This window comes from Streptomyces sp. NPDC054866 (assembly GCF_053610745.1).
On record NZ_JBSGZA010000003.1, the window covers coordinates 1,145,794 to 1,158,495 of the forward strand.

Here is a 12,702-nt window from a genome sequence, read left to right on the forward strand (position 1 = left end):
TGCCGGTTCGGGGGTGGGGCGCGGTCTCGTCAAGCGTCCGGCGACCGGATCGGCTTGGGTGGCCGTCATGGGCGGGGTCGCGAAGGGGTGGGTTGCAGGAAAGTCCCACTCCTTCCCGTGCAGGGGTGAGGTGTGGTGGGACTTTTCTGCAATCCGCGTGGTGGTGCCCTGTTGCTGTGGTGCCCGTGGTGCTGTGGTGCACCTACTTGGCGAAGTTGCGTTCTGGCAGGCCGAGGGTGCACGTGTTGTTCGATGCGCCCTCCCCGAATTGGGTGCTGTGCCCCCGGTAGGCCTCTCGCGGTGAGCCGGTCGGCAGACGCTTACGCGATCCGCACCCGCCCCTCCGGATCGTCTACGCCTCGTCCCCTGCCGGTCACCCCGGAAGATTCGGTGGGCACCCGCTTGACGAGACCGGCACCCATTCCCGAACCGGCCGCGCCCACCCGCCCCTCCGGGTCCACCTCGACGAACCAGTGCGCACCCGCTTGACGAGACCGGCACCCATCCCCGAACCGGCCGCGCCCACCCGCCCCCCGGGTCCACCTCGACGAACCAGTCCGCACCCGGCAGCCAAACGGGATGGCCCGACGGGAGTGGTCGAGAGTCCCCCCCCGTGGCCGCCCGGTCGTCTTCCCTCGCGTGGTGGAGGGACGGGTGTCAAGGGTGGAGCGCAGCGCAATCGGCGCAGCCGACGCCCGAAGGGCGCCCTTGACTCCCGGCCCGGAACCACCAACCTCAGGACAACCGGGCGGCCCCGGCCCCGGCGCCAACACCACCACCGGCACAGCGAAGCCCCCGCCCGTACCCGCGCGCCTCAGGCCCGCCAACCCCCCGCCCCCCCCAGCCCCGATTGACCCGCTCCCATCACCCCCGCCCCGCGTCACCCCCGGCCCCGTACCCGGACCGGCAGAGGCCAGCTGCTGGGGGTTAGCCTCAAGGTCATCGGCGTTGCGTGGTGATCCGTCTCGTCGGTGACCACGGGGAAGGGGAAGTGGATGGCGTCCAAGCCGCGGCGTGCTGCCATTGGTGCGATGTGGATCAACTGTCAGGTCTGCGGGGGAGATCTGTTCCGGGAGCGGGAGGTCAAGCTCAACAGTTCCGGGATGGAGTTCATGAACCTGGCCTGGGCGAATGAGTCCGCCACGGGGCTGATCTGCTGGCAGTGCGGGTACGTCCAGCTCTTTGTGAACCAGGAGCTTCGGCTGTACCGGTCGGACAAGTGACGCCCGGAGAGGGCAGCGCCTGCGTCGCCTGCGCACTCGCCGACGGCACCCGCCCCCTGCCCGGCGGCACCCTCCTGCGCACACCGCACTGGACCGTCGAGCACTGCGTCGGCCCCCTCGGCGTAGGCACCCTCGTCGTCAAACCGCTGCGGCACATCACCGGCGTACACGAGATGAGCGCTGACGAGAGCGCCGAGCTCGGGCCGTTGCTCGCCCGCGTGACCGCCGCCCTGCGCACGGCAGTTGGTGACGCGTGCGAGCAGGTCTACGTCTGCCTCTGGTCGCATGCCGGTCGTGTGCCCGGTCATATCCACTTCGTCGTGCAACCCGCCCGCACGTCCGACATCGACCGCCACGGCGGCGCGTACGGACCCGCCCTCCAGATGGCGATGTTCGCCGAGGGCGCGGAGCTTGATCCGGGCGCCGTGGAGGAGTTCTGCGGGCGTCTGCGGCGTGTGCTGGATGAGGGTTCGGCCATCTAGGTGGGCGCGTGTGCAAACTGTTGACTGTTATTCAAACCTGCCAGTAACTTCAGCGTTGTACCACCGAGACCCGCCAAGAGCCGCTGACGCCTGCCCAAAACCCTTGCACAGCACGGCTGTTGGCGCCTGCGGCTTGCTCGCTCCTCTCCGGGACTGCCCCCCCATCGGATTCAAAGGAGACTCCAGATGGCGATCCGCACCCGCACCAGCACCCGCACCAGCTCTCGCACCCGCACCCTGCGCCTGGCAGCCGCCCTCGCCGCCACCACAACCGCCGCCCTCGGCCTGGCCGCCCCCGCCCAGGCGACCGGCGGCGAACCGCTCGACTACGTAGCCCTCGGCGACAGCTTCAGCGCCGGATCCGGCGTCCTCCCCCTCGACCCGACCGCGCCCCTCCTCTGCGCGCGCTCGACGGCCAACTACCCGCACGTCGTGGCCAAGCGCACCGGCGCCCGGCTCACCGACGTGACGTGCGGCGGAGCCCAGACCAAGGACTTCGCCGGGTCGCAGTACCCCGGCGTGGCCCCGCAGCTCGACGCGGTCGACGCCGACACCGATGTGGTGACACTGACCATCGGCGGCAACGACAACAACACCTTCATCAGCGCGATCCTCGCCTGCGGCTCCGCCGGAGTGCTCTCCGGAGGCAAGGGCAGCCCCTGCAAGGACGCCAACGGAGACAAGTTCACCAAGGCGATCGATGACAGTACGTACCCCGCGCTGAAGACCGCCCTGCGAGCCATCAAGGCCAAGGCGCCGAACGCCCGCGTCGGCATCCTCGGATACCCGTGGATCGTCCCGGCGAAGGCCGACCCCACCTGCTTCGCCAAGATGCCGGTGGCCGAGGGTGACGTCCCCTACCTGCGGGAACTGCAGGCCCACTTGAACAAGACCGTGCAGCGCGCCGCCTCCGAGACGGGTGCCACGTTCGTCGACATGGCCGCCGCCTCGGAGGGGCACGACGCCTGCAAGCCCCTGGGTACCCGGTGGATCGAGCCCGTGCTGTTCGGCACCAACTTCGTTCCGGTGCACCCGAACGCCCTAGGCGAGAAGGGGATGGCCGATCAGGCCATCGGTGTGCTGGGCTTCTAGCAACTTCCCGAGCGCGTACGGTAGTTGGATGGGCGCCCAGCAGAACGTCGACTTCTGGTTCGACCCCGTGTGCCCCTACACCTGGCTCACCTCGCGGTGGATCCGCGAGGTCGAGCGGGTGCGGGACGTCACCGTGCGGTGGCGGGTGATGAGCCTCTCGGTCCTGAACGAAGGCCTCGATGTCGACCCCGAGGACCCCGAGGGCCAGTGGGGCGACTACATGCGGGGTCCGGGCCGGGTCTGCGCCGCCGTGGCCGCGCGGCATGGGAGCGAGGCGCTGGGGACGTACCTCGACGCGCTCGGCGTACGGCTGCACGAGCGGGGCGAATGGGACGGCGCCGAGCGCGCACTCGCCGACGCCGGACTGCCCACGGAACTCGCCGCGGTGGCCTGGACGGACGAGTACGACGACGCCGTACGCGCCTCGCACGAGCAGGGCGTCGCGCTGGTCGGCCCCGACGTCGGGACACCGGTGCTCTCCGTCCAGGGGGTGGGCGCCGTCTTCGGTCCTGTCGTCTCGCCCGCGCCGAAGGGGGAGGCGGCGGGGCGGCTGTGGGACGGGGTGGTGCTGATGGCGGGCGTCCAGAGCTTCTGCGAACTGAAGCGGGCGTACGGAGAACTCGACTTCGGTTGAGCCCTGAGCCCTGAGCCCTGAGCCTGAGCCCTGATGCCGCCCGCCGCCCGCCGCCCGCCGCCGGGCCCAAGTGCCCCCGCATGCTTACCTCTTCGTAAGTACCTGACTAATTAGTCGGTACTTGTGAGGCGGGGAGGGCTCGCCAAGCATGGTCGTCATGACAAATCAGCAGCCCAAGACCCCCGTAACCGTCCTCGGCCTCGGTGCCATGGGCCAGGCCCTCGCCGGTGCCTTCGTCAAGGCCGGTCACCCCACCACCGTCTGGAACCGCACACCCGGCAAGGGTGATGACCTCGTGGCCAGGGGTGCCGCGCGCACCGCCACCGCGGCCGAGGCGGTCGGCGCCTCGGACCTGGTGGTCGTCTGCCTCTACGACTACGAGGTGTCGCAGGCCGTGCTCGGCCCGATCGCCGCGGAGCTGTCGGGGCGCGCCCTGGTCAACCTCACATCGGACACCCCGGAGCGGTCCCGCGAGGCCGCCGCCTGGGCCGCCGGGCACGGCATCGACTACCTGGACGGCGCCATCCTGGTGCCCGTGACAGTGATCGGCACCCCTGACGCCCTGCTCTTCCACAGCGGCCCCAAGTCCGTGTACGAGCGGCACGAGGGCACCCTCAAGGCGCTCGGCGGCAACACCGTGTACCTCGGCGAGGACCACGGCCTCGCGGCCGTCTACGACAACGCCCTGCTCGACTTCTTCTGGACCAGCATGTCCGGCCTCGTGCACGCGTTCGCGCTGGCCGGGGCGGACGGCGTGAAGGGGGTCGAGCTGGCCCCGTACCTGAGTGCCCTGATCGGCATCCTCCCGCCGGCCATCGAGGAGATGGGGGCCGAGGTCGACTCCGGCCACTACCCGGGAGAGCAGGCCCCGCTCGCCACGGAAGCCGTCAACGTCGACCACGTCATCCACGCCTCCGAGCGCCGGGGCCTGGACGTGGGCGCCCTGACCGGCATCAAGGCCGTCCTGGACCGGGCGATCGCCAAGGGGCACGGCGCGGACGGCTGGACGGCCACCATCGAGGCGGTACGCGGCGTACGGTGAAAGTGACCGCCGTCACAGATCAGGAGCCGTGCGATGACTGGTGAACCGAGCTTCTTCGAGATCGGTGTCGAGGACCCGGAGCGGGGGCGGGCCTTCTACGGGGAGCTGCTCGGCTGGTCCTTCGAGCCGGGGCCGTCGGGGCAGGGGTATGTGATCGACACCCCGGGGGTTTCCGGCGGCATGCACGGGGGCGACGCGGGTGCCGCGCCGTACCTCTTCTTCAAGGTCGACGACATGGAGGCCGCGCTGGCCCGCGTCATCAAGCTGGGCGGCACCGTCGAGGCGCCCATCGGTGGCGAGAGCGAGGAGTCCGACGCCGCGTTCGGCCGGTTCCGGCTCTGCAAGGACGACCAGGGGTCCACCTTCGGCCTGCACCAGCCGCCAAAGGGTGCCTGAGCCGCGCTGGCCTTGACGCCCACGTCAAGGATTACCGTCGTACGCATGCGCATCGGCGAACTTGCGGAGCGGGCCGGCACCACCACGCGGACGCTTCGGTACTACGAGTCACGGGGGCTGCTGCCTGCTCGTCGCGGCAGCAACGGCTACCGAACCTACGACGAGGACGACGTGCGTCTCCTTGAGCAGATCAGGACCTTGCAGGACTTCGGGTTCGATCTGGAGGAGACGCGGCCGTTCGTGGAGTGTCTGCGGTCGGGGCATCCGGCGGGCGACTCCTGCCCCGCCTCGCTCGACGTCTACCGCCGCAAGATCGGTGAACTCGACGCGCTGATCAGCGAGTTGAGTGCGGTGCGCGAGCAGGTGGGCGCGCAGTTGCTGCGCGCCGAGGCGGCGGTTCCGGGGGGCCCGGACCCGCAGTGCGAACTGACGGGCAGTGCGAACTGATGACGGGCTGAGGGAGAGGGAGCGCAAGCATGGGGATGGTCAAGGCGGACGGCGTGGCCGAGGTGACGGACGCGGACTTCGAGGGGGAGGTGCTCAAGTCGGAACTGCCCGTGCTCGTGGAGTTCGGGGCGGAGTGGTGCGGCCCGTGCCGGCAGCTCGCCCCGGTGCTCAGCGAGATCGCGCGCGAGGAGGAGGGCAGGCTGAAGATCGTGCAGCTGGACGTGGACCACAATCCGCAGACGGCGATCGCGTACGGGATTCTCTCCGTGCCGTCCCTCCTGGTGTTCCGGGGCGGTGAGCCGGTGAAGTCCATGGTGGGCGCGCGCCCCAAGCGCAAGCTGCTCGCCGACCTCGCCGAGGCCGAGGTGCTCTGACCTACGCGGTACGTGAACAGAAAGAGAAATGCCCCGGACGAATTGACGTCCGGGGCATTTCTCTGCGTATATTGGATCCTTTCGCGACCCCTGGCTCGTTAGCGCACAGGAATAGCGAGAATCTGTATAAGAGCACTGTAACTGGCGAGGGGCTGAATTGTCAACCGAGGAATTGCGGGAAGAGCAGCAATTCGTCTCCGGGCTGTACGCGCGCCTCGACGCGCTGCGCGAGGAGGCGGAAGCCGCCGTGCAGGCGTCGTTGACGCAGGTCGGCAACGGTCTGCAGGCCAGGCTTGAGCGCGACGTCCTGGTGGCCGAGCGGTCGGGACTGCTGGCCGCCTTCAACGCGGGAGAGAACGGCCTCTGCTTCGGGAGGCTCGAATTCCGCGACGGCCGTGATCACCACATCGGGCGCATCGGAATCCGTGCGTCCGACATCGAACGCACCCCACTCGTGATCGATTGGCGTGCGGAAGTCGCGCGCCCCTTCTATCTCGCGACCGGTCATACGCCGATGGGGCTCCGCCGGCGCAGGCACATCACCACGGAGGGCCGCGACGTGACGGCCCTGCACGACGAGATCCTCGATCTCGGCGACACCACCCGCACCGGACACGAGGGCGCGAACGCCGACGAGGTGCTGCTCGCCGCCCTCGACTCGGCCCGCACCGGACGCATGCACGACATCGTGCAGACCATCCAGGCCGAGCAGGACCGCATCATCCGGGCCCCGCACCACGGCGTCCTCGTCGTCGAGGGCGGCCCCGGCACCGGCAAGACGGTCGTGGCGCTGCACCGTGCCGCGTTCCTCCTCTACGCCCACCGCCAGCTGCTCGCCAAGCGCGCGGTCCTGATCGTCGGCCCGAACCCCGCCTTCCTCGGCTACATCAGCGAGGTCCTGCCCGCGCTCGGCGAGACGGGCGTGCTCCTCTCGACGGTCGGCGAGCTGTTCCCCGGCGTGAGTGCCACCGGCACCGAAACCCCCGAGGCCACCGAGGTGAAGGGCCGCGCGGAGATGGAGGACGTGCTCGCCGCCGCCCTGCGCGACCGGCAGCGGACCCCCGAGCCCGGCGCCCCGCTGATCATCGAGCACGACGACGGCGATCTCGTCCTGGACTGGACGATCGCCGAGGAGGCGCGTGCGGCGGCCCGCGAAGCGGACGTCCCGCACAACCTCGGCCGGCCGCACTTCGCCTTCCGCGTCATCGACATGCTCACCGAGCAGCTCGCCGAGCGGCTCGGCGCCGACCCGTACGGCGGCCCGAACTTCCTCGGCCCCGACGACATCGCCCAGCTCGGCAAGGCCATCGCGGCCAGCCCCGAAGTGCACGCGGCCATAGAGGAGTTGTGGCCGCAGCTCACCCCGGAGGGTTTCCTCGCGGACTTCCTGGAGGAGCCGACGCCGCATCTGTCGGACGAGGACGCCGAGATCGTGCGGCGCCCGCGCGGCGCCGCGTGGACGGCCGCCGACGTCCCGCTGCTCGATGAGGCCGCCGAGCTGCTCGGCAGCGACGACAGCGCGGCGCGGGCGATGGCCGAGGCCGAGCGTGCCAAGCAGATCGCTTACGCGCAGGGCGTGTTGGACGTCTCGTACGCATCCCGGACGTACGAATTCGAGGACAAGGACGACGACGAGTCCGAGGTCCTGCTCGCGCACGACATCATCGACGCCGAGCGGATGGCCGAGCGCCAGGAGGAGGCCGACCACCGCAGTGCCGCCGAGCGTGCCGCGGCGGACCGGACGTGGGCCTTCGGGCACATCATCGTGGACGAGGCGCAGGAACTCTCCGCCATGGCCTGGCGGTTGCTCATGCGGCGCTGTCCGACCCGCTCGATGACGCTGGTCGGCGACCCCGCGCAGACGGCGGAGGCCGGCGGCTGCGGCTCCTGGGAGACGATCCTGTCCCCGTACGTCGAGGACCGCTGGGAGTACACACGCCTCGGCGTCAACTACCGCACGCCCGTGGAGATCATGGACGTGGCCGCCGAGGTGCCGCGCGTCGAGTACCCCGACTTCCAGCCGCCGAGTTCGGTGCGGTCCACGGGCGTGCTCCCCTGGGCGCGCCGCACCGACGACCTCGCCGCGGCTGTCGCCGACGCCGTGGCGGACGAGACACGGGACGAGGGCCGCCTGGCGGTGATCGCCCCGCGCGAGCTTCATGCCGAGCTCGCCGGAAAGCTCCCCGGAGTGACGGCCGGGGAGGCCCCGGACCTGACGCGGCCGGTCGTTCTGATCGACCCGCGTCAGGCGAAGGGCCTTGAGTTCGACACGGTCCTGGTGGTGGAGCCGGGCCGCTACGGCACGAGTGACCTGTACGTGGCCCTGACCCGGGCCACGCAGCGGCTCGGCATCCTGCACGCCGAGGAACTGCCGGTGGCGCTCAAGCAGGTCGCAGCCACACCGTAGCCAGCGGTGGCAGGGTGAGGCGCAGGGACGCGGGGCGGCCGTGCGACGCCACCGGCTCGGCCTTGACCGGGTCCGGGTTGGTGACGTCGCCGCCGCCGTAGCGTGCCGTGTCCGTGTTCAGGACCTCGCGCCAGGCGGTGAACTCGCCGGGGACGCCCAGGCGGTACTCGTGCCGCACCACCGGCGAGAAGTGCGAGATGGCCAGGAGAGGCGCGTCGTCCCTCTCCTCGGCCGCGTACCGCAGGAAAGCGAAGACGTTGTCCTCCGCCGCGTCGCCCTCGACCCAGGCGAAGCCGCCGGGGTCCGTGTCGCGCTGCCACAGGGCCGGTTCGCGGCGGTAGACGGTGTTGAGGTCGCGTACGAGATCGCGTACGCCCCTGTGGTCGGCCTCCGCCCCGTACGCCGGGTCGAGCAGCCACCAGTCCGGGCCGTGCCCCTCCGCCCACTCGGCGCCCTGGGCGAACTCCTGGCCCATGAAGAGGAGTTGCTTGCCGGGGTGGGCCCACATGAAGCCCAGGTAGGCGCGGTGGTTGGCGCGCTGCTGCCACCAGTCGCCGGGCATCTTCGACACCAGGGACCGCTTGCCGTGCACGACCTCGTCGTGCGAGATGGGCAGGACGTAGTTCTCGCTGTACGCGTACACCATCGAGAACGTCATCTCGTTGTGGTGGAACTTGCGGTGCACGGGCTCCTTCGATACATAGTCGAGCGAGTCGTGCATCCACCCCATGTTCCACTTCAGGCCGAAGCCGAGCCCGCCGAAGCCGCCCGGGCCCTCGTGGTGCGTCGCGCGGGTCACGCCGTCCCAGGCCGTGGACTCCTCGGCGATCGTGACGACACCGGGGGCGCGGCGGTAGACGGTGGCGTTCATCTCCTGGAGGAAGGCGACGGCGTCGAGGTTCTCGCGGCCCCCGTGGATGTTCGGGGACCATTCGCCGTCCTCGCGCGAGTAGTCGAGGTAGAGCATCGAGGCGACGGCGTCGACGCGCAGCCCGTCGATGTGGAACTCCTCGCACCAGTAAGTGGCGTTCGCGACAAGGAAGTTGCGGACCTCCTTGCGACCGTAGTCGAACTCCAGGGTGCCCCAGTCGGGGTGCGCGGCCCGCTCGGGGTCCTCGTGCTCGTACAGCGTCCTTCCGTCGAACTCCGCGAGTGCCCAGTCGTCGCGCGGGAAGTGCGCGGGCACCCAGTCCATCAGGACGCCGATGCCCGCCCTGTGCAGCGCGTCGATCAGGTGCTTGAAGTCGTCGGGTGTGCCGAGGCGCGCCGTCGGCGCGTAGAAACCGGTGACCTGATAGCCCCACGAGCCGCCGAAGGGGTGCTCGGCCACCGGCATCAGCTCGACGTGCGTGAACCCCAGGTCGGCCACGTACGCGGGCAGCTGCTCGGCCAGTTGACGGTACGTCAGGCCGGGGCGCCAGGACGCCAGATGGACCTCGTAGATGGAGAACGGCGCCTGGTGGACGGGCACTTCCGCGCGGCGCGCCAGCCACTCCGCGTCATGCCACTCGTGGTGCGACTCGTGCACGACGGAGGAGTTGGCGGGCGGGGCCTCCGTGCGGCGGGCGAGCGGGTCGGCGCGCAGTGTCTTCGTGCCGTCGGGCCTGGTGATCTCGTACTTGTAGAGCTCGCCCTCGCCGACCGACGGCACGAACAGCTCCCAGACGCCGCTGCCGCCGAGCGAGCGCATCGGGAATCCCGTGCCGTCCCAGAAGTTGAAGCTCCCCACCACGCGCACGCCCAGGGCGTTGGGTGCCCACACCGTGAAGCGCGTCCCGGTCGCCCCCTCGTGCACCATCGGGCGCGATCCGAGCGCGTGCCACAGCTGCTCGTGCCGGCCCTCGCCGATCAGATGCAGATCGAACTCACCGACCGAGGGCAGGAAGCGGTACGCGTCGTGGATCTCCAGTTCGGCGTCCTCGTACGTGACGTGGAGCCGGTAGTCCTCGGGGATCTCGTGCAGCGGGAGCACCCCGGAGAAGAACCCGTCCCCGTCGTCCCGCAGCTCCGCCCGCAGGTCCTTGGCGACGACGGTGACGGTGCGGGCGTACGGCCGTAGCGCGCGGAAGGCTATGCCCTCGCGCACGACGTGGGCGCCGAGCACCCCGTGCGGGGCGTGATGCGTGCCGCCGAGGAGGCGGGCACGGTCGGCCTGGGGGACGGGCGACGTGGGCCGGGCGGCCTTGCGCTGCTTCTGCCGGGGCGGCTCGGGCGTACGGCTTGAGGGCTCCGGCTTCCGCTTGCCCTTCTTGCTGGCCTCGTCGGACGGTTTGCGCGGCTGCGGGCGGGGGGTCACGGGGGAGCCTCCTCGGCGATGGCGGGTCAGTGGGCTTCGGTGGCGGGGCCGTTCGTGGCGAGGCGTTTGATCGCGGCGAGGGGGACGGGGAGCCAGTCGGGGCGGTGGCGGGCCTCGTAGAAGACCTCGTAGACCGCCTTGTCCGTTTCGTAGGCGCGCAGCAGCACCGGGTCCATCCGCGGATCGCGGCCGGTGACCTCCGCGTACCCGGTGCAGTACGCCGCCCGGCAGTCGCCCGCCCACTCCGGCGCCCAGGGTTCGTGCGAGCGCGCCGCGTAGTCGAAGGACCGGAGCATGCCCGCCACGTCGCGCACCGGCGGCTGCGGCATCCTGCGCTCGGCCAGCGGGCGCGACGGTTCACCCTCGAAGTCGATGAGCGACCACTCACCGGCGGGCGAGCGCAGGCACTGCCCCAGGTGCAGGTCGCCGTGGATGCGCTGGGCCGTCCAGGTCTCCTCGCCCCGCCCCAGGTCGGCGAGCGCCTCGTAGGTGGTGTGCAGGGCGGCGGCGTACGGCTGCAGGGCGGGCACCGCCTTCGCCGCCGTGTCCAGGCGGTCGGCCATGCCATCGGCGACCAGCTCCACCTGGGCGCGGCCCAGCGTGACGGTGGGCAGCGCGCGGGCGAGCGCCAGATGCACCTCCGCGGTCGCCCGGCCGAGCGCCCGCGCCTCGTCGCTGAAGTCCCGTTCCGCGGCGAGCTCCCGCAGGGCCAGCTCCCAGCCGTCCGCCGTGCCCTTCAGGTAGGGCTGGAGCACGCCGAGGACGTTCACCGCGTCCTTGGTGTCCCCGGCGTCCGCCAGGAACCAGGCCGCGGGCGCCGGGACCTGCGGGCAGCCCTCGCGGGCCAGCATCAGGGGCAGCTCCAGGTCGGGATTGACCCCGGGAACGATGCGGCGGAACAGCTTCAGAATGAACGTGTCGCCGTACACGAGCGAGGAGTTGGACTGCTCGGCGCCCAGGACGCGCGGCGCGAGATCGGCGTCTATGTCCTTGCGGGGGTCGCGCTCGAAGCGGAGCTTGCCGACGCGTGCCTGCGTGCGCAGCGCCTCAAGGAGGAATCCGGACATACGGGAGTCGTGCATCGCTTCGTAGACCGTGAACCCGGCGAGGGGCCCCCGCGTCACATGTCCGATCAGCGCGGGGGCGAGCCGCGGCGGCAGCTCGCGCCGTACGCCGACGAGGAGTTGATAGCAGTCGGCGGGCAGTGGGTGCGCGCCGACCGCCTGCCCGGGCACCTGCGGCTGCCGGACCCTTACGAGTAGGTGCAGCAGCCCCAACTCGGCGGTCGGCGGGAGCAGTTCGGTCGCCGTGACCAGGGTGAAGTCCGTGATGGGGCGGCCCTTGCCCGCGAACCAGCGCTGCCGTGGCAGCCACGCGCGCAGCAGCGGATCGAGCGAGGCGAGCAGCGCGTCCGCGGTGATGCCCGGGCGGGTGACGGCTTCCGACATGGCGTCGCGTCCTTTCCGCGGTGCGGACAAGGGAGGAGTGCGGGAGTGCCGGTTGTGCGGGGAGAGTGCCCAGGGCGGGGCGGTGGAAACCGCCCCGCACGGGAGTCGCAGGGGTGGAGCCTACGCCGGGTCCCTGCGCAGCCGGAACCAGTAGAAGCCATGTCCGGCCAGAGTCAGCAGGTAGGGGAGCTCGCCGATGGCCGGGAAGCGCACCCCGCCGATCAGTTCCACCGGGTGCCTGCCGTTGAAGGTCTGGAGATCCAGCTCCGTGGGCTGCGCGAACCGCGAGAAGTTGTGCACGCACAGCACGAGGTCGTCCTTGTACTCCCGCAGGAACGCGATCACCGCCGGGTTCGACGACGGGAGTTCCGTGTAGGAGCCGAGGCCGAAGGCGGGGTTCTGTTTGCGGATCTCGATCATCCGGCGCGTCCAGTGGAGCAGGGAGGACGGGGATGACATGGAGGCTTCGACGTTGGTGACCTGGTAGCCGTAGACCGGATCCATGATCGTCGGGAGGTAGAGGCGCCCCGGATCACACGACGAAAAGCCCGCGTTGCGGTCGGGCGTCCACTGCATCGGCGTACGCACCGCGTCGCGGTCGCCGAGCCAGATGTTGTCGCCCATGCCGATCTCGTCGCCGTAGTAGAGGATCGGCGATCCGGGCAGGGACAGCAGCAGGGCGGTGAAGAGTTCGATCTGGTTGCGGTCGTTGTCCAGGAGGGTGGCCAGGCGCCGGCGGATGCCGATGTTGGCGCGCATGCGCGGGTCTTTGGCGTATTCCGCGTACATGTAGTCGCGTTCTTCGTCGGTGACCATTTCGAGGGTGAGCTCGTCGTGGTTGCGCAGGAAGATGCCCCATTG

The 12,702-nt window shown here is 70.5% G+C and carries 12 protein-coding genes; 9 read left to right on the forward strand and 3 right to left on the reverse strand.

The genetic code is table 11. The annotated features are described in order from the left end of the window. Positions 1–995: 995 nt before the first annotated feature. From ACWGI2_RS20640 to ACWGI2_RS20680, 9 genes are all read left to right on the forward strand, one after another. Positions 996–1,223 (forward strand): hypothetical protein, encoded by a 228-nt coding sequence (locus ACWGI2_RS20640; RefSeq protein ID WP_453397997.1) that lies wholly within the window; start codon positions 996–998, stop codon positions 1,221–1,223. Beyond that, positions 1,220–1,705 (forward strand): HIT family protein, encoded by a 486-nt coding sequence (locus ACWGI2_RS20645; protein WP_453696716.1) that lies wholly within the window; start codon positions 1,220–1,222, stop codon positions 1,703–1,705. Before ACWGI2_RS20640 ends, ACWGI2_RS20645 begins: the two co-directional genes overlap by 4 nt. A gap of 186 nt (positions 1,706–1,891) precedes the next feature. Next, complete coding sequence (locus ACWGI2_RS20650) at positions 1,892–2,797, forward strand: SGNH/GDSL hydrolase family protein (protein WP_453696717.1); 906 nt, start codon at positions 1,892–1,894, stop codon at positions 2,795–2,797. Positions 2,798–2,825: 28 nt separating this feature from the next. Further along, positions 2,826–3,431 carry a mycothiol-dependent nitroreductase Rv2466c family protein gene (locus ACWGI2_RS20655; protein WP_453696719.1) on the forward strand — a complete coding sequence of 202 codons (606 nt, stop codon included), beginning with the start codon at positions 2,826–2,828 and terminating at the stop codon, positions 3,429–3,431. A gap of 157 nt (positions 3,432–3,588) precedes the next feature. After that, complete coding sequence (locus ACWGI2_RS20660; protein WP_453696720.1) at positions 3,589–4,473, forward strand: NAD(P)-dependent oxidoreductase; 885 nt, start codon at positions 3,589–3,591, stop codon at positions 4,471–4,473. Between the two features lie 33 nt (positions 4,474–4,506). Further along, positions 4,507–4,869 (forward strand): VOC family protein, encoded by a 363-nt coding sequence (locus ACWGI2_RS20665; protein WP_453398002.1) that lies wholly within the window; start codon positions 4,507–4,509, stop codon positions 4,867–4,869. 45 nt (positions 4,870–4,914) lie between these two features. Then, positions 4,915–5,316, forward strand: a complete 402-nt coding sequence (locus ACWGI2_RS20670; protein ID WP_453696722.1) for a MerR family transcriptional regulator — start codon at positions 4,915–4,917, stop codon at positions 5,314–5,316. A 35-nt stretch (positions 5,317–5,351) separates the two neighbouring features. Beyond that, entirely contained in the window at positions 5,352–5,690 is a 339-nt protein-coding gene (trxA, locus tag ACWGI2_RS20675) for a thioredoxin (protein WP_453696787.1), read from the forward strand. A gap of 157 nt (positions 5,691–5,847) precedes the next feature. Then, a complete protein-coding gene (locus tag ACWGI2_RS20680; RefSeq protein ID WP_453696724.1) occupies positions 5,848–8,097 on the forward strand; it encodes a HelD family protein in 2,250 nt (749 codons plus the stop codon). Here the strand turns inward: ACWGI2_RS20680 and glgB are convergent. The 3 genes from glgB to ACWGI2_RS20695 form a co-directional block, all read right to left on the reverse strand. Then, on the reverse strand, positions 8,072–10,393 hold the full coding sequence (glgB, locus tag ACWGI2_RS20685) for a 1,4-alpha-glucan branching enzyme (RefSeq protein ID WP_453696726.1): 2,322 nt from the start codon (positions 10,391–10,393) through the stop codon (positions 8,072–8,074). The two genes, ACWGI2_RS20680 and glgB, sit on opposite strands and share 26 nt — an antisense overlap. 26 nt (positions 10,394–10,419) lie before the next feature. Then, positions 10,420–11,841 carry a maltokinase N-terminal cap-like domain-containing protein gene (locus ACWGI2_RS20690; RefSeq protein WP_453696727.1) on the reverse strand — a complete coding sequence of 474 codons (1,422 nt, stop codon included), beginning with the start codon at positions 11,839–11,841 and terminating at the stop codon, positions 10,420–10,422. A gap of 120 nt (positions 11,842–11,961) precedes the next feature. Then, the coding region (locus ACWGI2_RS20695; RefSeq protein WP_453696728.1) for an alpha-glucosidase C-terminal domain-containing protein at positions 11,962–12,702 on the reverse strand (741 nt) is incomplete at its 5' end.